Origin of the sequence: uncultured Flavobacterium sp. (assembly GCF_963975515.1) — a bacterium.
Taxonomy (GTDB): Bacteria; Bacteroidota; Bacteroidia; order Flavobacteriales; family Flavobacteriaceae; genus Flavobacterium.
The window spans coordinates 127,802-148,332 of record NZ_CAXBGY010000006.1; the positions used below are offsets into that span (position 1 = coordinate 127,802).

20 protein-coding genes and 1 tRNA gene are annotated in these 20,531 nt (G+C 30.7%); 10 read left to right on the top strand and 11 right to left on the bottom strand.

Going from position 1 to position 20,531, the window contains the following annotated elements:
- Positions 1–74: 74 nt before the first annotated feature.
- The 4 genes from AAC008_RS08775 to lepA all read right to left on the bottom strand — a co-directional run bounded on the left by AAC008_RS08775 (position 75) and on the right by lepA (position 3,817).
- The gene (locus AAC008_RS08775; protein ID WP_339888814.1) at positions 75–620 is read right to left on the bottom strand and encodes a hypothetical protein; all 546 of its coding nucleotides are present in this window, start codon (positions 618–620) and stop codon (positions 75–77) included.
- Complete coding sequence (locus AAC008_RS08780) at positions 621–1,145, bottom strand: hypothetical protein (protein WP_339888816.1); 525 nt, start codon at positions 1,143–1,145, stop codon at positions 621–623.
- 7 nt (positions 1,146–1,152) lie between these two features.
- The gene (locus tag AAC008_RS08785) at positions 1,153–1,947 is read right to left on the bottom strand and encodes a TIGR04255 family protein (protein ID WP_339888818.1); all 795 of its coding nucleotides are present in this window, start codon (positions 1,945–1,947) and stop codon (positions 1,153–1,155) included.
- 73 nt (positions 1,948–2,020) lie between these two features.
- A complete protein-coding gene (lepA, locus tag AAC008_RS08790; protein ID WP_339888819.1) occupies positions 2,021–3,817 on the bottom strand; it encodes a translation elongation factor 4 in 1,797 nt (598 codons plus the stop codon).
- 146 nt (positions 3,818–3,963) lie between these two features.
- Here lepA and dusB point away from each other — a divergent pair, with 146 nt between their 5' ends.
- Entirely contained in the window at positions 3,964–4,956 is a 993-nt protein-coding gene (gene dusB / locus AAC008_RS08795; protein WP_339888821.1) for a tRNA dihydrouridine synthase DusB, read from the top strand.
- Position 4,957: 1 nt separating this feature from the next.
- Here the strand turns inward: dusB and AAC008_RS08800 are convergent, their stop codons facing one another.
- Positions 4,958–6,154 carry an FtsX-like permease family protein gene (locus AAC008_RS08800; RefSeq protein ID WP_339888822.1) on the bottom strand — a complete coding sequence of 399 codons (1,197 nt, stop codon included), beginning with the start codon at positions 6,152–6,154 and terminating at the stop codon, positions 4,958–4,960.
- Between the two features lies 1 nt (position 6,155).
- The gene (gene rbfA / locus AAC008_RS08805; RefSeq protein WP_339888824.1) at positions 6,156–6,548 is read right to left on the bottom strand and encodes a 30S ribosome-binding factor RbfA; all 393 of its coding nucleotides are present in this window, start codon (positions 6,546–6,548) and stop codon (positions 6,156–6,158) included.
- An 83-nt stretch (positions 6,549–6,631) separates the two neighbouring features.
- Here rbfA and mce point away from each other — a divergent pair, with 83 nt between their 5' ends.
- Both mce and AAC008_RS08815 read left to right on the top strand, forming a co-directional pair.
- A complete protein-coding gene (mce, locus tag AAC008_RS08810) occupies positions 6,632–7,039 on the top strand; it encodes a methylmalonyl-CoA epimerase (RefSeq protein ID WP_339888825.1) in 408 nt (135 codons plus the stop codon).
- Positions 7,040–7,147: 108 nt separating this feature from the next.
- A tRNA-Ile gene (locus AAC008_RS08815) sits at positions 7,148–7,221 on the top strand.
- 111 nt (positions 7,222–7,332) lie between these two features.
- Here AAC008_RS08815 and AAC008_RS08820 read toward each other — a convergent pair.
- Together AAC008_RS08820 and AAC008_RS08825 are read right to left on the bottom strand one after the other, a co-directional pair.
- The gene (locus AAC008_RS08820; RefSeq protein WP_339888826.1) at positions 7,333–7,494 is read right to left on the bottom strand and encodes a hypothetical protein; all 162 of its coding nucleotides are present in this window, start codon (positions 7,492–7,494) and stop codon (positions 7,333–7,335) included.
- 82 nt (positions 7,495–7,576) lie between these two features.
- Positions 7,577–8,176, bottom strand: a complete 600-nt coding sequence (locus tag AAC008_RS08825; RefSeq protein ID WP_339888828.1) for a riboflavin synthase — start codon at positions 8,174–8,176, stop codon at positions 7,577–7,579.
- Between the two features lie 57 nt (positions 8,177–8,233).
- Between AAC008_RS08825 and pdxA the strand changes: the two genes are divergently transcribed.
- The 6 genes from pdxA (at position 8,234) to accC (ending at position 13,210) form a co-directional block, all read left to right on the top strand.
- Positions 8,234–9,274, top strand: a complete 1,041-nt coding sequence (pdxA, locus tag AAC008_RS08830) for a 4-hydroxythreonine-4-phosphate dehydrogenase PdxA (protein ID WP_339888829.1) — start codon at positions 8,234–8,236, stop codon at positions 9,272–9,274.
- Positions 9,275–9,365: 91 nt separating this feature from the next.
- A complete protein-coding gene (locus AAC008_RS08835) occupies positions 9,366–9,902 on the top strand; it encodes a DUF177 domain-containing protein (RefSeq protein WP_339888830.1) in 537 nt (178 codons plus the stop codon).
- 9 nt (positions 9,903–9,911) lie between these two features.
- On the top strand, positions 9,912–10,106 hold the full coding sequence (rpmF, locus tag AAC008_RS08840; RefSeq protein ID WP_026716620.1) for a 50S ribosomal protein L32: 195 nt from the start codon (positions 9,912–9,914) through the stop codon (positions 10,104–10,106).
- Between the two features lie 161 nt (positions 10,107–10,267).
- Entirely contained in the window at positions 10,268–11,266 is a 999-nt protein-coding gene (locus AAC008_RS08845; RefSeq protein ID WP_339888831.1) for a beta-ketoacyl-ACP synthase III, read from the top strand.
- Positions 11,267–11,294: 28 nt separating this feature from the next.
- The gene (gene accB, locus AAC008_RS08850) at positions 11,295–11,762 is read left to right on the top strand and encodes an acetyl-CoA carboxylase biotin carboxyl carrier protein (protein WP_339888832.1); all 468 of its coding nucleotides are present in this window, start codon (positions 11,295–11,297) and stop codon (positions 11,760–11,762) included.
- A 95-nt stretch (positions 11,763–11,857) separates the two neighbouring features.
- Positions 11,858–13,210 carry an acetyl-CoA carboxylase biotin carboxylase subunit gene (accC, locus tag AAC008_RS08855; protein ID WP_339888833.1) on the top strand — a complete coding sequence of 451 codons (1,353 nt, stop codon included), beginning with the start codon at positions 11,858–11,860 and terminating at the stop codon, positions 13,208–13,210.
- A gap of 37 nt (positions 13,211–13,247) precedes the next feature.
- On the opposite strand, the gene AAC008_RS08860 is transcribed toward accC, so the two are convergent.
- The 3 genes from AAC008_RS08860 to AAC008_RS08870 form a co-directional block, all read right to left on the bottom strand.
- On the bottom strand, positions 13,248–13,760 hold the full coding sequence (locus tag AAC008_RS08860) for a hypothetical protein (RefSeq protein WP_339888834.1): 513 nt from the start codon (positions 13,758–13,760) through the stop codon (positions 13,248–13,250).
- Between the two features lie 47 nt (positions 13,761–13,807).
- Positions 13,808–15,682 (bottom strand): S9 family peptidase, encoded by a 1,875-nt coding sequence (locus AAC008_RS08865; RefSeq protein ID WP_339888835.1) that lies wholly within the window; start codon positions 15,680–15,682, stop codon positions 13,808–13,810.
- 105 nt (positions 15,683–15,787) lie between these two features.
- Positions 15,788–19,003, bottom strand: a complete 3,216-nt coding sequence (locus tag AAC008_RS08870; protein WP_339888837.1) for a reprolysin-like metallopeptidase — start codon at positions 19,001–19,003, stop codon at positions 15,788–15,790.
- A 264-nt stretch (positions 19,004–19,267) separates the two neighbouring features.
- Here AAC008_RS08870 and AAC008_RS08875 point away from each other — a divergent pair, with 264 nt between their 5' ends.
- Positions 19,268–20,530, top strand: coding sequence for a dicarboxylate/amino acid:cation symporter (locus tag AAC008_RS08875; RefSeq protein WP_339888838.1), 1,263 nt, complete (start codon positions 19,268–19,270; stop codon positions 20,528–20,530).
- The last annotated feature ends 1 nt before the right edge of the window (position 20,531 follow it).

Sequence of the window (20,531 nt, forward strand, 5' to 3'; positions counted from 1 at the left end):
TTTGAAGTTGCAAAGGTACAAACTTGAAAGTGTATTTGCTAAACAAAAAACCCAACAACTTGCGTCATCGGGTTTTAAATTACTTTAATTCCTTCAACAATTTCTTCGAAATTTTCATTTTCAAAACAGACATGACAAATTTTAAAAAGTTTTCTTGAAAATCTTCTAATAGCAATATTAGGATTTTCATCATCTTGAATTAAACCTGGGTTAATATATTTTAAATCAGAATGACCTGGATTTATAGGAGTGTCTGTTCTTACTTCTATTTCTAAAGGAATGATATTATAATCTGCATCAAGTGGGGATGAAACAATTTCAGCGTTAAATGTAGCACAATCGTTCTTGTGCGAATTTACACAATTATCATAGTCGTTTTTTTTAAAAATAACAAATCCAATAAAATCTGATTTAACATCGTAACCTCTTTTGACGCAATCATCCTTACTGTTATATTTTTCTCTCAAAAGTGAAACTTCAGGATTTCTAGTGTCAATAAACACATCTTTATCAATGATATTTTCTTTTTTATTTTGCTTATTTACTTTAATATCTCCTTTGAAAATAAAACGAATAATAATTTCATTATTATCAATATTTCTATTAATAATTTCTGCCATTTATATTAATATTGATAAATCATTATTAATAGAAGAGACTATTTGAGGTATATTTTCAGCATCTATATTGTCAACTTGTTTAAAGTCATTACCATTGACTTCAACAAAATAGCCTACAGATTTTTTTGCTATTTCAAGAGATAATATATTGTCTTTATCTATTTCCCAATCCATGACTATTGTTCCTGTTTTACTTGGATAAATATTTTCAGGTCTTAAATAGTTTAATAAACTAGGAGGGATAGATTGAATTATTTTTAAAGAATTTATTATTATTTCAGAACTTATTTTTTTTGTTCCAAAATTATTCCAATTATCATTTAAACAAGAAATAGATGTTATTGAATCAATTAAACAATCCTCATTTTTTTTAGTTTCTGAATTTAAGAAAAAATTGTTTTTTAGACTTAAAGCCACAGATGAATTTGTGTAATAATGATTTCTATCTATTACTTTATTTTCTTCAGATACTCTTCTTCTGTCGAAGTCAGGATTCAGACCTAATAGTGCAGTAGTGATTGGCATTTTTAAGCTATTTTAAGTTTATCTTTTCTTTTATAGTTTCAGTAAACAAATCTTTTAAAGTTTCTTTGTTTGAAATATGTGCTATTTCTAATAAAGAATTTATATTGTCTTTTTCAATTAAGTTATTTGAATCTAAAATATCTTTAAATTTTGTTGCATGTTGATGAATTATTTGAACTCTTTTCAATTCATTATTAAAAGAAATTTCTGTTTTTTCTTCAATATTGTGATCTTCATTTTGTGACAATAAAACAATTGTTCCATTTTTTGATTTTAAAAACTTACTATTTATTAGTTCAGAATCTTTTTGAAAAATTTCTTCAACAGGAATTCTCTCTTCAGACTTCCATATAAATTCATCTACGTATGTTAAATTGATAGCTTCAAAATAAAACTCATTTCCTTTGATTAAATTTTTAAAATCTTCAAAAAAACTATTGAAAAAATTTTCCCATCTAATATATTTTCTTGTTTCAAAATTTATAACAGCTTTATCGTTATTGTTTTGAAGTGCTAAAATATTTTCCAATTCGCCTTCTGAATTATATTGTTCTAAAACAAAACCTATTATGTCTTCATCAGTTTTTCCTTCAATTATTGATAATGAATTTTCTTTATCTTGAATATTTATAATTCTTTTTTTTATTAAATTCCTTCTTTGGAATTTTAACATAAAATACCCCTCTTTATTAATTTTTTCAAACAACTTTTCAGGCTTAATGAACTCTTGAGGTAAATAAAGAGTTATTGTTGACCTGTCTACAGAGTGATTACCAAGAATTGGAAATAAATGATCTAACATAGATAATTATGAGGTATTAATATTATGCAAAATAACTAAATAAATTTATAAAATATATAAATTTTTATTAAAATTAATCATTCAACTTCAAAACAGCCATAAACGCTTCTTGAGGAATTTCAACATTTCCTACTAAACGCATACGTTTTTTACCTTTTTTCTGTTTTTCAAGTAATTTTCTTTTACGAGAAATATCTCCACCATAACATTTGGCAGTTACATCTTTACGAAGCGCTTTTATCGTTTCACGAGCAATAACTTTTGCTCCAATTGCTGCCTGAATTGGAATGTCAAATTGTTGTCTTGGGATTAATTCTTTCAATTTTTCACACATTTTCTTACCAATATGATAAGCACTACTTTCGTGAATTAAAGCAGAAAGCGCATCAACTGACGCACCATTTAATAAAACATCTAATCGCACTAATTTAGACTCACGTAATCCAATTGGCGAATAATCAAATGAAGCATATCCTTTAGAAACTGTTTTTAATCTATCATAAAAATCGAATACAATTTCAGCTAAAGGCATGTCAAAAGTTAATTCTACACGCTCTGTTGTTAAATAAGTTTGATTGGTAATTACACCACGTTTTTCAATACACAAACTCATAACGTTACCAACAAAATCAGATTTTGTAATGATAGTTGCTTTTATATATGGTTCTTCAACCCTGTCTAATTTAGACGGTTCTGGTAAATCTGTTGGATTATTTACAATTAAAATTGTGTTAGGTTCTTTTTTGGTAAAAGCATGGTAAGATACATTGGGAACTGTTGTAATTACAGTCATGTCAAACTCACGCTCTAAACGTTCTTGAATAATTTCCATGTGTAACATTCCTAAGAATCCACAACGAAAACCAAATCCTAAGGCTGCTGAACTTTCTGGTACAAATACTAAAGAAGCGTCATTCAATTGTAATTTTTCCATTGAAGCACGTAAGTCTTCAAAATCATCTGTATCAACAGGGTAAATTCCAGCAAAAACCATAGGTTTTACGTCTTCAAAACCTGTAATCATATTAGTTGTTGGTGTTTTTGCATCTGTTACAGTGTCACCAACTTTTACTTCTTTTGCTTCTTTTATTCCAGAAATTAAATAACCTACATCACCTGTTGAAATTTTATCTTTTGGAACTTGATTCAATTTTAAAGTACCTACTTCATCAGCAAAATACTCATTTCCTGTTGCCATGAACTTAATTTTCTGACCTTTTTTAATTTCTCCATTTTTTACACGAAAAATTACTTCAATTCCTCTAAAAGGATTGTAATGTGAGTCGAAAATTAAGGCTTGTAAAGGTTCGTCAACATTTCCTTTTGGAGCTGGAATTTTTTCGATAATGGCTGCTAAAATATTTTCAACACCAAAACCTGTTTTTCCTGAAGCATGAATAATATCTTCTAATTTACAGCCTAATAAATCAATAATGTCGTCACTAACTTCTTCAGGGTTTGCACTTGGTAAATCAACTTTATTTAAAACCGGAATAATTTCCAAGTCATTTTCTAATGCTAAATATAAATTAGAAATCGTTTGTGCTTGAATACTTTGTGCTGCATCAACAATTAACAAAGCTCCTTCACACGCAGCAATTGAACGAGAAACTTCATAAGAAAAATCAACGTGACCAGGTGTGTCAATTAAATTTAAAACATAATCTTCACCCTTATATTTGTATTCCATTTGGATAGCGTGACTCTTAATGGTTATTCCACGTTCACGTTCCAAATCCATATTGTCTAATAACTGTGCTTTTTCTTCGCGAGCAGTTACGGTTTGAGTAGCACCTAACAATCTGTCAGCTAATGTACTTTTTCCGTGATCAATATGTGCTATTATACAAAAATTTCTAATGTTTTTCATTCTCTTTTTCTTTCTTTATGTAGCAATGCAATTGCATTTAATCTGCAAATATAATTTAAAGTTTTGGATATAATATGCTGATTTTTTTTTCCTTAAGATTCAAACCATAATTTTTTAGTATTTTTGCAAAAATATTAGCTATAAAAATGCCAAAAATCGGAAACATAGTTTTACCAGAATTTCCTTTATTACTTGCACCTATGGAAGATGTAAGTGATCCACCTTTTCGTAGATTGTGCAAATTGCATGGGGCGGATTTAATGTATTCTGAATTTATTTCTTCAGAAGGATTAATTCGTGATGCAATTAAAAGTATGAAAAAACTTGACATTTTTGATTACGAAAGACCGGTTGGAATTCAAATTTTTGGTGGTGATGAAGATGCAATGGAAATGTCAGCCAGAATTGTTGATACTGTTCAGCCAGATTTGGTTGATATAAATTTTGGTTGCCCTGTTAAGAAAGTAGTATGCAAAGGAGCAGGAGCAGGAGTTTTAAAAGATGTTGATTTAATGATTCGTTTAACAAAAGCAGTTATTAAAGGAACTTCTTTGCCAGTAACTGTGAAAACACGTTTAGGCTGGGATGATGCTTCCATAAATATTGATGAAGTTGCTGAGAGATTACAAGATATTGGTGTACAAGCCTTGTCTATTCATGCAAGAACTCGAGCTCAAATGTATAAAGGGCATTCAGATTGGTCTCATATTGCAAGAGTTAAAAATAATCAAAGAATTACAATGCCAATTTTTGGAAATGGTGATATAGATTCTGCCGAAAAAGCATTAGAATACAAAAACAAATACGGAATTGACGGAATAATGATAGGAAGAGCAGCCATTGGAAATCCATGGATTTTTAATGAAATAAAGCATTTCATGAAAACTGGAGAACATTTAGCTCAACCAACAATGAATGACAGAATTGATGCTGCCAAAAATCATTTGATTTGGTCTATGGATTGGAAAGGGGAGCATTTAGGTATTATAGAAATGCGTCGTCATTATACTAATTATTTCAAAGGAATTCATTCTTTTAAAGAATACAAACAACGTTTAGTAACAACAGATGATTCTAATGGCTTGATGAAAATTTTTGAAGAAATTGCAGAAGTTTATGCAGATTATCAATTTTCGTAAGTTATTCTACTAATTTTTTTGAAACGGTGCTACTTGCAATCCAAGAAGCAATAATTCCTAATATATATATTGTTGAAATTACAATTAATATGTTTTTAACTTCAAAAACTACGGGATAAGCTAAAGATTCATTTACCATAACCAAGCTAAATTGTTGTTGAACTACTACAATAAGAACTCCGAAAATTAAACCAATTAATCCACCAAAAAAAGTAAGTAAACCACCTTGAAAAAAGAATATTCCACGCAATTGTTTTACTTCAACACCTAAATTATATAAGGTTTTTAAATTTGCTTTTTTATCAATAATCATCATGATTAATGCACCAATTAAATTAAATAAGGCAATAATAATCACTAAAGTAAAAATCAAGTAAACTGCAATATTCTCAGTGTTCAACATTTTATAAAGTGAATCATTTAATTGCGCTCTATTTTTTATAGTGACTTGATTTTTAAAAATTGATTTTAACTCAGCAATTGCTTTTTCTTCGTCTGAATTTGGATTGATCTTAAATTCAACATTTGTGACTTGATTTGGCTTAAAACCTAATAATTCTTGAGCTATTTCAATATCGCAATATACATATTTGTTGTCAATTTCATCATTCAAAGAATAAACACCAACTGGAATTAATGAGGCTCGTTTAAAATCATCTTCACTAGAAATTTGCCCTTTCTTAGGTTTTGGAGCTATGACTTCTAATCGATTATTAAAATCTAACAAGCCAATAGAAAGTTTACGCATTATTCCTGCACCAATAATTGCCTGATTTGTTTCTGATTCTATCCAAGAACCCGCATAAAGCTGTTCATTAAATGTTGTGACATCAGAATAAAAAGAATCAACACCTTTTAAATACGCAACTTGTTCTTTTTCATCATATAAAAAGAAAACACGTTCTTCAACTATTTTACTGAATGCTGAAAAGTTTGTCGATTTCTTTAATTGATTGACTTGTTCAGTAGAAAGTATAAAAGATTTTCCTTTTGAAGCTTCAATTTTTAAATCAGGATCAGTTGAGTTGCTAAAACTCAAACTAAATTCCTTTAAACCACTAAAAACTGACATAACAACAAACAAAGCCATAGCACTAACAATGATTCCTAGTGAAGCAATACCAGTAATGATATTTATGGCAGTACTTTTACTAAAACTTAGCGCATATCTTTTAGCTATGTAAAAAGGAAAATTCAAATTATGATTTTTTTCTTTTTTCTAATAAATCTGGATTGGTAATTGGATTTTCTTCACCTTTTAATGCATTGTCAATGTTTTCGATATAATCCAAACTGTCATCGATATAAAAAGTAAGGTTTGGGACTTTTCTTAATTGATTTTTCACCCTTTGAGCTAAATCATGCTTGATTAATGGTGTGTTTGTTTTAATTGCTGCTAAAATTTCAGGTGCTTTGTTTGTTGGAAAAACACTTAAATGAACTCTTGCTACAGATAAATCTGTAGTTACATTTACTTTTGATATTGATATAATTAGGTTGCTAATTCCGTTTTTGCGAATTTCTCCTTGTAAAATATCAACTAAGTCATTTTGCAATAATGCACCAATTTTTTTTTGTCTGTTCGTTTCCATTTTGCAAAAATACGATTTTTTTAAAGTCACTTATAATATATATGATAGGATTTTATTTTATAATTTTACAAAAAATAGAAAATATGCGTAAAATTGAACATATAGGTATTGCTGTTAAAGATATAAAAGTGTCAAATCAACTTTTTGAAAAACTTTTTGGAAACCCACCGTATAAAGAAGAAGAAGTTGCTTCAGAAGGAGTAAAGACATCTTTTTTTATGAATGGGCCAAATAAAATAGAATTGTTAGAAGCAACAAATGAGAATAGTCCAATTGCCAAATTTTTAGAAAAAAAAGGAGAAGGAATTCATCATATCGCTTTTGATGTAGAAGATATTGAATCAGAAATAGTTAGACTGCAAGCCGAAGGGTTTGTTTTAATTAATGATAAGCCAAAAAAAGGAGCAGATAACAAACTTGTTGTTTTTCTTCATCCAAAAAGTACAAATGGCGTTTTAATAGAACTTTGTCAAGAAATTAAAGAAAAGTAATATAAGATTTGCAAGCAATTAAAAATAGTAGTAATATTGCACTCTCAAAATAAAGCTCGTCTTTATTCATTGAGCACAGCTTAAAAATATTAATCTGTGAAGCTAACCGGTCCTATAGCTCAGTTGGTTAGAGCACCTGACTCATAATCAGGTGGTCCCTGGTTCGAGCCCAGGTGGGACCACAAAAAAGCCTTTCTAATTGGAAGGCTTTTTTTTAAACACTATTTTTGCATTTTATAGAGAGTAAATGCATTTGAGGTTATTTTTATATTATTAATAATTTAAAAATTTTGTTAGTAATTTTTTTTTTTTACTTTTACGCACATGAAATTGACCCCAAATAATTTTTTTTTAATTAGCCTTTTGATGGTATGTTTTTCTGCTACAGCAAAACAAGGTCCACCGCCACCACCTGCAGGCCCACCGTTACCACCGGGTTTTACTTTGGATGACAACCTTTTTTTAATGGTTGTATTTGGAGTTATTTTTTCGTTTATTTTTCTTAAAAAATATTCGAGTTTTAATAAAAAAGCTTAATTATTTGTTATAAACGCCTAATTCAGTTAATCTTTTGACGTATTTTCCTATAACGTCAAATTCTAAATTTACAGAATCTCCAATTTTTATTTTTGAAAAAATTGTGTTTTCATAAGTGTAAGGTATAATTGCAACACTAAATTCATTTAATTTAGAATTCACTACAGTTAAACTAGTTCCGTTTATTGTAATTGACCCTTTTTCAATTGTAACGTTGTTTAAAACTGTGTCATATTCAAAGGTGAAATACCAACTTCCATCAGCTTCTTTTATGTTTTTACAAACGCCAATTTGATCTACATGACCTTGAACAATATGTCCATCAAGTCTAGAACCTAAAATCATTGCTCTTTCAAGATTTACCGGATCATTTTTTTTCCAATTTCCTATTGTTGTTTTTTCGATAGTCTCTTTAATTGCCGTAACAGTATAAAGATTTTCTTTAATAGCAACAACGGTTAAGCATATTCCATTATGAGATACACTTTGGTCAATTTTTAATTCATTGGTGATTTTTGATTCAATTGTTAAGTTAAGATTCTCTTGGTCTTGACTAATATCTTTTATAATTCCTATTGTTTCTACTATTCCTGTAAACATAACTGATTTTATTTTACTAAATTTGCAGTTCAAAAATAGCATAAATAACTCTTTATAATGGTTAAAATAGCAGAAAATATTATTGTTGGAATATCAATTGGCGATTTAAACGGTGTTGGTAGTGAAGTTGTCCTTAAAACATTTGAGGATAATAGAATGTTAGAATTATGTACACCTGTTATTTTTGCCAACGTAAAAATAATGTCTTATTTGAAGAAAGTTTATGAATTGACCCTGAATTTTCATGGTATTGATTCTTTAGACCAACTAGTTGTTGGAAAGATTAATGTTTTAAATGTCTGGAAAGAAACTGTTAATGTTGAATTTGGTAAAAATGACAATGAAGTTGGTAAATATGCACTAAAATCTTTCTTTGCAGCTACAAAAGCTTTAAAAGAAAACAAAGTTGATGTTTTGCTAACAGCACCTATTAATAAATACAATATTCAGTCTGAAGAATTTAAATTCCCAGGACACACAGATTATTTAGCAAAAGAATTTAATGAAAACGCTCTTATGTTTATGATTCATGAAAATTTGAGAGTTGGATTATTAACTGATCATGTTCCGGTTAATGATGTTGCAAAGTATTTAAATGAAGAGTTAATATCAAAGAAAGTTAAAATTGTAAATGATACTTTAAAACAAGACTTTAGAATTGAAAAGCCTAAAATTGCTGTTTTAGGACTAAATCCTCATGCAGGTGATAATGGTGTTATTGGAAAAGAAGATGAAGAAATAATTAAGCCAGCTTTAAAAAAGATTTATGATTCAGGAATTATGGTTTTTGGGCCTTATTCAGCAGATAGTTTTTTTGGAAGCAATCAATATAAGCAATATGATGCTGTTTTAGCAGTGTATCATGACCAAGGTTTGATTCCGTTTAAGACGATGTCTTTTGGAAGTGGTGTTAATTATACTGCAGGTTTAAGTAAAATTAGAACTTCTCCTGATCATGGAACAGCTTTTGATATTGCTGGAAAAAACAAAGCAAATGAAAGTTCGTTTAGGGAAGCTTTATACTTAGCTATTGATGTGTATAATAAAAGAAATGAATATAAAGAATTGACAAATAATCCTTTAATTGCAAGTAAATAATTAGTTATAAACAAAAAAAAGTTGACAACTAGTTTTAGTTTATAAAAATTTTATATCTTTGCACTCCTTTAAAAAGGGAAAAACTGTTGTGATGAGTAATTTAAAAGAATATTTAATTCAGTTTGTTGGGTTAAAAACAGGAAAACACCAGTTTGATTATCAGATAGATGATTCGTTCTTTGAGCACTTTGGTTTTGATGAATATAGTGCTTCAGATATAAAAGTTGAGATCCTATTAGATAAGAAAAACATGATGCTTGAATTAGAAATTAAGCATAACGGAACCATAAATGTTCCATGTGATTTGACTAGTGAAGATTTTGACCTTACAATAAAAGGTAAAATAAACTTAATTGTTAAGTTTGGAGATGCTTTTAATGATGAAAATGAAGAAATATTGACATTACCTCATGGTGAATATGAATTTAATGTGGCTCAATACATATATGAGTCAATCATACTTTCAGTTCCCACAAAAAGAGTTCATCCAGGAGTAAAAGATGGAACACTAGACTCTAAAGCATTAGATGTTTTAAATGATTTAGCTCCAACAGAGATTAAAGAAGAAGAAAATAAAGATACCGACCCAAGATGGGACGATTTAAAGAAACTATTAACGGATAAATAATATAGTAAAATGGCACATCCAAAGAGAAAAATCTCCAAAACAAGAAGAGATAAGAGAAGAACACATTATAAAGCAACACCTGCTCAAATTGCTACTTGCCCAATAACTGGTGAAGCGCATTTATACCACAGAGCTTATTGGCACGAAGGTAAAATGTACTACAGAGGACAAGTTGTAATTGACAAATCTGAAGCAGTAGCATAATTGTTTAAAATAATAGAGAAAAAACTCTCACATTGTGGGAGTTTTTTTTTGATTTATTAAATCGTTGATAATTATAATCAAGGATTTAATAGGGTTTAATTTTTTTTTTGTAATTTTCACAACTAATCAAATGGTAACATTTGAAAAGAAAAATTATATTTATGAATAAAATAACAGCCGCAATAACAGCCGTTGGGTCCTATGTTCCAGATTTTGTTATGTCTAATAAAGTGTTAGAAACTTTAGTAGATACTAATGATGAATGGATTACTTCAAGAACAGGAATCAAGGAACGAAGAATTCTCAAAGAAGAAGGCCAAGGAACATCTTACTTGGCAATAAAAGCAGCACAAAATTTAATTGAAAAAGCTAAAATTGACCCTAGTGAAATAGATATGGTTATAATGGCTACTACGACACCAGATCAGCCTGTAGCGGCTACTGGAGTTTATGTTGCAACTCAATTAGGAGCCGTTAATGCATTTGCTTATGATTTACAAGCAGCATGTTCTAGTTTCTTATACGGAATGTCAACAGCTGCTGCTCACATACAATCAGGAAGATATAAAAAAATATTGTTAATTGGAGCCGATAAAATGTCCTCAATTATTGATTATACAGACAGATCTACTTGTATTATCTTTGGAGATGGTGCTGGTGCAGTTTTGTTTGAACCAAATGAAGAAGGTTTGGGTTTACAAGATGAATATTTAAGGAGTGATGGTATTGGACGAGATTTCTTAAGAATTGAAGCTGGAGGATCAATAATGCCTCCTTCTGAAGAAACTGTAAAAAACAAAAGGCATTTCGTTCAACAAGAAGGAAAAACTGTTTTCAAATATGCTGTTTCTGGAATGGCTGATGTTAGCGAAAAAATAATGCATCGTAATAATCTTAGCAAAGAAGATATTAATTGGTTGGTAGCGCATCAAGCTAATAGAAGAATTATAGACGCAACTGCCAATAGAATTGGGCTAGAAGAAGAAAAAGTCTTGGTAAATATTCATAGATATGGAAATACTACTTCAGCAACTTTACCATTATTATTAGCAGATTTTGAAAACCAATTTAAAAAAGGTGATAATTTAATATTTGCTGCATTTGGTGGTGGTTTCACTTGGGGAGCTATCTACTTAAAATGGGCGTATAACAGAGAATAACAAACAAACTAAATCAAATTTTAATACCATGGATATTAGAGAAATTCAGAATTTAATCAAATTTGTATCAAAGTCAGGTGCAACGGAAGTGAAATTAGAAATGGATGATTTTAAAATCACCATCAAAACTACTACAGAAGGCGTCGAGCCAACAACTACTTATGTGCAACAAATGCCTGTATCTCAAGCACCAGTAGCACAGCCAGCAACGGCAGCAGCTCCTGTAGCCGTAGTAGAAGCAAATGAAGATGCAAAATACATTACTATAAAGTCTCCAATTATTGGAACATTATATAGAAAACCTTCACCAGACAAACCAGTTTTTGTTGAAGTTGGAAGTACAATTTCTAAAGGAGATGTGGTTTGTGTAATTGAAGCAATGAAATTATTCAATGAAATTGAATCTGAAATTTCAGGAAAAATCGTTAAAATTTTAGTAGATGATTCTTCTCCAGTAGAGTTTGATCAACCATTGTTTTTAGTAGATCCATCTTAATAAATTATAAATTATGAATTATAAATTAAGAATTGGTTTGTACCAATCATGATTTAAGAAAAAACTCATAACTCATAACTCATAACTCAAATTAGATGTTTAAAAAAATATTAATTGCAAATAGAGGAGAAATTGCACTACGTGTAATTAGAACTTGTAAAGAAATGGGCATCAAAACAGTAGCTGTTTATTCAACTGCTGATGCAGAAAGTTTGCACGTACGCTTCGCAGATGAAGCAGTGTGTATTGGTCCTCCACCAAGTAATCTTTCTTATTTAAAAATGTCAAATATTATAGCTGCTGCTGAAATAACTAATGCAGACGCTATTCATCCAGGATATGGTTTTCTGTCTGAAAATGCTAAATTTTCTAAAATTTGTCAAGAACATGGCATCAAGTTTATTGGAGCTTCTCCAGAAATGATTGATAGAATGGGAGACAAAGCCAATGCTAAATCTACAATGATTGAAGCTGGCGTACCTTGTGTACCAGGAAGTGAAGGAATTATTGAAACATTTGAAGAATGTGAAAAAATAGCTAAAGAAACGGGTTATCCAGTAATGCTTAAAGCTTCCGCTGGTGGTGGTGGAAAAGGTATGCGTGCCATTTGGAAAAAAGAAGATTTGAAAAATGCTTGGGAGTCTGCAAGACAAGAAAGTAAAGCTGCTTTTGGAAACGATGATATGTATATGGAGAAACTTATTGAAGAACCAAGACATATTGAAATTCAGGTTGTTGGTGATTCATTCGGTAAAGCTTGTCACTTGTCTGAAAGAGATTGTTCAGTACAAAGACGTCATCAAAAACTAACGGAAGAAACACCTTCTCCTTTTATGACTGATGAATTGCGTAATGCAATGGGTGCTGCTGCTGTAAAAGCTGCTGAATATATTAAATATGAAGGAGCAGGAACAGTTGAATTTCTTGTAGACAAACATAGAAATTTCTTCTTCATGGAAATGAATACTCGTATTCAAGTAGAACATCCTATAACAGAACAAGTAATTGATTTTGATTTAATACGCGAACAAATTATGGTGGCTGCTGGAATTCCAATTTCAGGTAAAAACTATTTTCCAATGTTACATTCTATTGAATGTCGTATTAATGCTGAAGATCCTTATAACGATTTTAGACCTTCACCAGGAAAAATCACTACATTACATACACCAGGAGGACATGGAGTTCGTTTAGATACTCATGTTTATGCAGGATATACAATTCCACCAAATTACGATTCAATGATTGCCAAGTTGATTACAACAGCTCAAACAAGAGAAGAAGCAATCAACAAAATGAAACGTGCTTTAGATGAATTTGTTATCGAAGGTATAAAAACTACAATTCCATTTCACAGACAATTAATGGATGAGCCAGATTATGTAGCCGGAAATTATACTACAAAATTTATGGAATCATTTGTAATGAAAGAAAAAGTAGAAGAATAAAAATACAAAAAACGCTCAATGAAAATTGAGCGTTTTTTTATACTAATGAATCAAGTAATGTTTCAACTTCTCTTTTTTGAATAGCGTATTTTAATTGTAAATTAGTTGCTGAACCCATTCGGTTATAATATTCTAAACCTTTTGTAGCAAAATGCTTTTTGTGAAAATCGGAAGCTTCGGGAATTAAAGGAAAAATTTCGTGAAATAACATTTCATAATAGGCTTGCCATTCGCGTTCGTTTCTTTCTTGAATAGCTATTACTGACGATTTTTGACGAACATGCAACATTTCATGAGCCAATAAATTTAACATCAAAACTAAAGGAAATTCAAAAGTATTTTCTGGAATTCTAACGATTTGTGGTTGACCTATTTCTCCTTCTGTAGTCATTAAAATGAAATCTGGTTTAGCTTTTTCTCTTAATTCAATGCCTTTAAAATTTGGATGACTTAATTCGTATTCTCTAATCAATAATTCTGCTGCATCAACAGTTAATCCATTTTTATGGAATATTTTTATTGTGAATTCAATATCTTCAAATGACATCATATCAAGTTAAATAGCAATTTCAAAAATCGTTAATCTTCAATCTAAAATCAAAGTGTTTCTTTCAACCATTTAAAAAACTCACGTTGCCAAACCAATCCGTTTTGAGGTTTTAAAATCCAGTGATTTTCTTCTGGAAAAATCATAAACTTACTTTTAATTCCTTTTAGTTGTGCTGCCTGAAATGCTTCTTGACTTTGTCCAATCGGAACACGATAATCAATTCCACCTTGAATTATGAAAATAGGTGTATTCCACTTATTTACTAAGGTAATTGGATTGAATTCATTATAGGTTTTTTGAGCAATTTCATTCTCATTTTCCCAATAAGCACCACCAGAATCATAATGTGTAAAGAAAACTTCTTCGGTTGTTCCGTACATACTTTGTGTGTTGAAAATTCCAGCATGTGAAATGAATGTTTTAAATCTGTTATTGTGAATCCCAGCTAAATAAAAGACTGAATAACCACCGTAACTGGCTCCAATAGCTCCTAGTCTTTCTTTATCAACATAGCTTTCTTTAGATACATCATCAATTGCCGATAAATAATCATCCATCACTTGTCCACCCCAATCACCACTAATTTTTTCGTTCCATTCTACACCATGACCTGGCATTCCTCTTCTATTTGGAGCAACAACTACATAACCTTGTGAAGCCATAACTTGAAAATTCCATCTAAACGAATAAAACTGAGTCAAAGCACTTTGTGGACCACCTTGGCAATATAATAATGTTGGATATTTTTTTGAAGCATCAAAATTTGGTGGTAAAATTACCCAAACCAACATTTTTTTACCGTCAGTTGTCGTTACATATCTTCTTTCGGTTTTACATTGAGTTATTTTGCTATAAACTTCATCATTTACTTTCGTGATTTGATTCCATTCAGAACTTTTTAAATCATAAGAAAAAATTTCACTTGCGTGATTCATATTACCACGAGTTGCAATTATTTTCGAATCATCAAAACCAATAATTCCGTTAACGTCAAAATCTCCTTTTGTAATTTGTTGAACTCGAACCATAATTTTCGTTAAACCAGGAAAATTAACCTCAAATAATTGTTTTGTTCCATCAATTGCAGCAATAAAATAGACTTTTTCACCATCTTTACTCCATATAAAACTATCTACAGTTCCATCCCAATTGCTAGTTAAATTTATATCTAAACCTTTATAACGAACGATAATGTCATTTTTATCAGCTTCATAACCATCTTGTTTCATTTGCAACCAAGATAAATCTCCATTGGGTGAAAATTGAGGAGCAACATCATATCCTAAATTTTTTTCCGTTAGATTTTTTGTTGATTTTGTATTTAAATCATATTCATATAAATCTGTGTTAGTAGAAGTTGCATAAGCTGTTCCTGCTTTTTTCTTGCTTACATAAATCACTTTTTTTCCATCAGGTGAAAAAATATAATCTTCGTCACCACCAAAAGGTTTTTGAGGAGAATCGTAAGGCTCATTTGCCATTATGTCTTCATCATTTACAAAAACATGATTGTGTTTTCCTTCATTCCAAGTATCCCAATGGCGATAGTCTAAACCATCATAAATTTGAACATTGGATTTATCTAATTCAGGGTAAAAGTCTTTTCCTAAAACTTTGTCAATTTTAATTTCTTTATGTGAAAGTGTATTTCCGTTTGAAGAATTTTTATCATTTAATAAGGCAGCATACTCTTTAATTTCTTTAGCTTTTCCACCATTAATTGGGATGGAATAATAAGTAGAATTCAATTTATTCTCAACCATATCAGGTTTAGAAACTTTGTAAACTATCGACTTTCCATCTTTTGAAATTCCAAGTGCAGAAACTCTACCCAGTTCCCATAATTTTTCTGGAGACATAATTTCTTGTGCAATTCCTGTGTTTGATATCATAAACAATGCTATTAAAACTAATTTTTTCATAAATAATTTTCTTATGATTTAAGAATATAAAATTACAATAAATTAAGTCAATAAAAAAAGGCCTTCTGTTGAGAAGACCTTTAGATTATTTATTTGATACTAAAATTATTGTTTTATGAATTGTTTCACAATTTTAGAATTATTATAGTTAATTTCTAACATATAAGTTCCGACAGGTAAATTAGAAACATCTAAACTATTGTTTTTAACTTCTCCATTGAAAACAGTTTGCCCTTGCATGTTTAATATTTTAACTGCTGTGTTTTCACTAATAGTAGAAATGTTTAACACAGAACTTGTTGGATTTGGATATAATTTAATGTCAACTAAATTATTTTCTGTTGAAGAGGAAACTATTTCTTTTCCAGTTCCACCAATTACGATTGTATAATCTTCTACTTGTCCATAAGAAAAAGCTTCACAAGAAGTTGGAATTCCATTGTATTTCATAGCGACTCTCATTCTTGTAGAACCACTCAAAGCAGTTGTAGGAATTGTAATTGAACCCGTCACAGGAGTTGTTTTTGAAGCTGTTTTAGTCCAAACCGTTTCTCCAGTATCACTAAAATCACCATCTTGGTTATAGTCAATAAATACAGCATAGCCTTCACTATAAACTGTGCTTGTCCAAGATGGAGTTATTGTTATTGTATAAGCAGAGTTTTTGTTAACACTTGTAGAAAGTGAAGTAAAATTCTCATAACCAGTAGTTCCTGTTGAAGTGTTGTTGATTGAACCAAACACTACTTTTCCAATTTTTTCATCAGCAGTACTGTTTCCTTGTGAGGTACAATACGTTAAAGTATTTGAAAGAGTTGTTACTGAAACCACATTGCTAGAAGCAGAAGTGTTTCCAGCTGCATCTTTAGCTTTTACAGAAAAAGTATAAGATGTTGATGCTACTAAACCTGTTATGTTAGCAGAAGTTCCTGCTACGTTTCCTAATAAACTTGCACCACTATAAATATCATATCCTGTAACACCAACATTATCTGTTGAAGCAGTCCAAGATAAGTTAGTTGTAGTTTGAGTAGTTCCAGAAGCAGTTAAACTTGTTGGAGTTGATGGAGCAGTTGTGTCTCCTGCATTTGCTAAAGTAGTTACATTAACAACATTACTAGATACAGAAATGTTTCCAGCAGCATCTTTAGCTTTTATAGAAAAGGTATAAGCTGTTGAAGCTGTTAATCCAGTAACAGCATACGAAGTTGAAGTTGTTGAGCCTAATAATGCAGCGCCTTTATAAACATCATAACCAGTTACACCAATATTATCTGTAGCACCAGACCAAGATAAATTTGTAGTAGTTTGAGTTGTTCCTGAGGCAGCAAGAGTTGGAGCAGTTGGAGCAGTTGTGTCTCCTGAAGAACCAGCTGTAATAGTAAAATTAGTATTTGAAACATCAAAGAAAATATGATTAGTTCCTTTTACCATTATTCTGTTTTGAGTTCCAGCAATATTTGGAATTGTTACAGCTTGTGTTCCATCATTTGGAGTTGAAGCTAACAAAGTTGACCAAGTTGTTCCTGCATTAGTTGAAATTAATATGTCAACATTAGCACAGTTTATATTGTTTGCAGTTGTTCCTGCGACAGCCCATGTAATTGTTTGCGTACTTCCACCTACATAAGAAACTGCAGTATTTGGAGAACTTACAGTAAAAGGACCAGCTGTTGAGTTAACAGTAACAATCATGTCGTCACTATTGTTTCCAGAACCACCAGCTCTGTTGTCTCTAACTGTAAATCTAAAATTCAATGTTCTTGCTACAGAAGACAATGCTTCAACCACAATTTCAGAACCAGAAGTTGTTGTAGCGCCTGTTAAAACCCTTGACATAATTGGGAAATAACGTACTGGGGATGTTGTGGAAGAATAAGATCTAAAAGTTGGACCAGATGTTTTTGTTGCAGTTGCTGCAGAATTTGCTGCTGTTTGTGAACTAGAAGCATTGTCTATTTGTTCCCAATTATAAGATAAAATATCTCCATTTGCATCTGTTCCACTTCCTGTTAACATAAATGGAGTGCTTTTTGGGATAGTATAATCTAACCCTGCATTGGCAGTTGGAATTGAGTTTCCAGTATTTGTAGAAACAGGACAGGTTTTAGCTTTTATATTGTTAGTTACTTGTTGAATACTTATAGCATGAAAATAGGCATCTGAATGTGCTTGAATATCCTGACTTGTAATTCCAGCATAACCCATAATTGTTGATCCAGATCCAGGTTCCATATTTACACCAGTTCCTTCATTACTCATTGAAAATGTGTGATTAGCACCAAATTGATGACCTAATTCATGTGCTACATAATCAACATCAAAGTTATCTCCGCTTGGCACACCATCAGAAGGAGAAGTATAACCACTCCCTTTACTTCCGTTAACGCAAACACAACCAATACAGCCTGCGTTTCCACCACCACCAGACGCTCCAAATAAGTGACCTACATCATAATTAGCCTCTCCAATAACAGAAGTTAAAGTAGATTGTAATTGAGAATTCCAATTCGACATACTGCTTGAAGCAGAATAAGGGTCTGTTGATGCACTTGTATAAATTACAGCATCGTTATTAGCAATTAAAACCATTCTAACAGCAAAATCTTTTTCAAAAATTGCATTTACTCGAGTCATTGTATTGTTAATTGCAGCTAAAGCTAGAGCTTTTGTACCACCAAAATAAGCCGTATATTCACCGGTAACAGACATTGCAAGTCGGAAAGTTCTCAACTTTGCATCATCTGCGTTCGGTCTTAATAAACTTGACTCAAGATCTGGAGTAATTTCATCTATAACAGAACATTCAAAAGCTGTAAAAGCTTGTTTTTTATCTGACTTTTTATAAACGGAATAAGTATTTAAATCTTGAGAATACGGTTCAATAAATACAGGAGATTTATCGGCATATAAAGTCATTGATTTAAATCCTAAAGGAGAAATGCTAAAATAAACAGAAGTAGATGGATTATCTATTCCAACACCAATATATGATTTTATTTCTGGATATTGAGCTGCAAGAGCTGGATCCATTATTGAGTTTTCATAAATTCCGAAACGTTCAAATTCTCCATCTGCATTTGGTAGTGAAATAATAATATTTGATTTTATATTCAAACTATTCCTCTGGGGTGATTGATCTACTAAATTTTTCAATTCGTTTACTTGTAAATCGAAAAGATTTTTTTGAGGCAATAGCATTTTGCTTTCCAACAGAGCGACATTGCTTTTTGTAGAAGATTTCCACAAGGAGTTTTTTTCTTGAGCGAAAGAAAAACTCACAACAGCCAACAAGGCTACCGATAGTAATTTGTGTTTCATATAAATTATGAATTTAGGTTAATTAGGGGTCAAATGTAATTGGAAAGAATTTTAAATTTACAACCAAAATCAAAAGATATTAACAATTAGTAAAAATATACGGCAAAAACGTAAATTATTCTTATTTAATTAATAATAAAGTTATTGTATTGCAATTTTCTATCTAAAAATATTTATGGGTGTTTATTGAATAAATATTCCGAATTTCATAACATTTAAAAAAAATATAAGTAATTTCACGATTCAAAAGCAAAAAAGAAAATAATGAGGAAATTAGCATTGCATTGGCAAATTTTATTAGGAATGGTTTTAGGAGTTTTATTTGCTTTTTTATTTGTACAATTTGATTGGGGAAAACAGTTTATTGTAGATTGGATTAAGCCATTTGGAAATATATTTATAAATCTTTTAAAATTAATTGCAGTTCCTTTAATTTTAGGATCATTAATCAAAGGGGTTTCAGACTTAAAAGATATTTCTAAACTTTCTAAAATGGGAGGAAGAACAATTGGACTTTATATTTTAACTACTGTTTTAGCTGTTTCAATTGGTTTAGCAATAGTTAATATCATAAAACCAGGAGAATATATTTCAGAAGAAACACGAACAGAACTTTTAACTAATTTTGCAGGTGATGCTAACTCAAAAATAGAAGCAGCGAATAAGCAAAATGAAGTTGGGCCATTACAAGCTTTAGAAGATATTGTTCCAGATAATATCTTTAAATCAGCGACAGATAACGGAAGTATGTTGCAAGTAATTTTCTTTGCTTTATTTTTTGGTGTTTCAATGATATTAATTCCAGAAAAAACTTCAAAACCAGTAAAAGACTTTTTTGACGGGTTTAATGAAGTTATTCTAAAAATGATTGATTTAATAATGTTGGCAGCCCCTTTTGGAGTTTTTGCATTATTAGCATCGTTAGTGGCAGAATCACCAAGCTTAGATTTATTTAAGGCTTTAGGAATGTATGGTTTGTCTGTGCTAATTGGTTTAGCTTTAATGATTGGAGTGTATGTTTTAATTGTAAAAATATTAGCCAGAAAAGATGCTTCTTTTTTCCTTAATGGAATTGCTCCAGCACAATTATTGGCCTTTTCAACAAGTTCTTCAGCTGCAACATTACCAGTTACTATGGAAAGAGTTGTTGACAATTTAGGAGTTGATGATGAAGTAGCTAGTTTTGTTTTGCCAATTGGTGCTACAATAAATATGGATGGAACGAGTTTGTATCAAGCAGTTGCAGCCGTTTTTATCGCACAAGCTTTTGGTATGGATTTATCTCTTGGAGCTCAATTAGGAATTATTGTTACAGCAACATTGGCATCAATTGGAAGTGCAGCTGTTCCTGGAGCTGGAATGGTCATGTTAGTAATTGTTTTAGCGCAAGCTGGAATTCCAGAAGCTGGTTTAGCTTTAATTTTTGCCATTGATAGACCTTTAGATATGTGTAGAACAACTGTTAATGTTACTGGTGATGCAGCCGTTTCTATGGTTGTAGCAAAATCAGTAGATAAACTTGAATAAC

Coding starts and splice junctions, on each gene's coding strand:
- AAC008_RS08775 (WP_339888814.1), bottom strand. CDS start 620: ATGGCAGAAATTATTAATAGAAATATTGATAATAATGAAATTATTATT.
- AAC008_RS08780 (WP_339888816.1), bottom strand. CDS start 1,145: ATGCCAATCACTACTGCACTATTAGGTCTGAATCCTGACTTCGACAGA.
- AAC008_RS08785 (WP_339888818.1), bottom strand. CDS start 1,947: ATGTTAGATCATTTATTTCCAATTCTTGGTAATCACTCTGTAGACAGG.
- lepA (WP_339888819.1), bottom strand. CDS start 3,817: ATGAAAAACATTAGAAATTTTTGTATAATAGCACATATTGATCACGGA.
- dusB (WP_339888821.1), top strand. CDS start 3,964: ATGCCAAAAATCGGAAACATAGTTTTACCAGAATTTCCTTTATTACTT.
- rbfA (WP_339888824.1), bottom strand. CDS start 6,548: ATGGAAACGAACAGACAAAAAAAAATTGGTGCATTATTGCAAAATGAC.
- mce (WP_339888825.1), top strand. CDS start 6,632: ATGCGTAAAATTGAACATATAGGTATTGCTGTTAAAGATATAAAAGTG.
- AAC008_RS08825 (WP_339888828.1), bottom strand. CDS start 8,176: ATGTTTACAGGAATAGTAGAAACAATAGGAATTATAAAAGATATTAGT.
- pdxA (WP_339888829.1), top strand. CDS start 8,234: ATGGTTAAAATAGCAGAAAATATTATTGTTGGAATATCAATTGGCGAT.
- AAC008_RS08835 (WP_339888830.1), top strand. CDS start 9,366: ATGAGTAATTTAAAAGAATATTTAATTCAGTTTGTTGGGTTAAAAACA.
- rpmF (WP_026716620.1), top strand. CDS start 9,912: ATGGCACATCCAAAGAGAAAAATCTCCAAAACAAGAAGAGATAAGAGA.
- AAC008_RS08845 (WP_339888831.1), top strand. CDS start 10,268: ATGAATAAAATAACAGCCGCAATAACAGCCGTTGGGTCCTATGTTCCA.
- accB (WP_339888832.1), top strand. CDS start 11,295: ATGGATATTAGAGAAATTCAGAATTTAATCAAATTTGTATCAAAGTCA.
- accC (WP_339888833.1), top strand. CDS start 11,858: ATGTTTAAAAAAATATTAATTGCAAATAGAGGAGAAATTGCACTACGT.
- AAC008_RS08860 (WP_339888834.1), bottom strand. CDS start 13,760: ATGATGTCATTTGAAGATATTGAATTCACAATAAAAATATTCCATAAA.
- AAC008_RS08865 (WP_339888835.1), bottom strand. CDS start 15,682: ATGAAAAAATTAGTTTTAATAGCATTGTTTATGATATCAAACACAGGA.
- AAC008_RS08870 (WP_339888837.1), bottom strand. CDS start 19,003: ATGAAACACAAATTACTATCGGTAGCCTTGTTGGCTGTTGTGAGTTTT.
- AAC008_RS08875 (WP_339888838.1), top strand. CDS start 19,268: ATGAGGAAATTAGCATTGCATTGGCAAATTTTATTAGGAATGGTTTTA.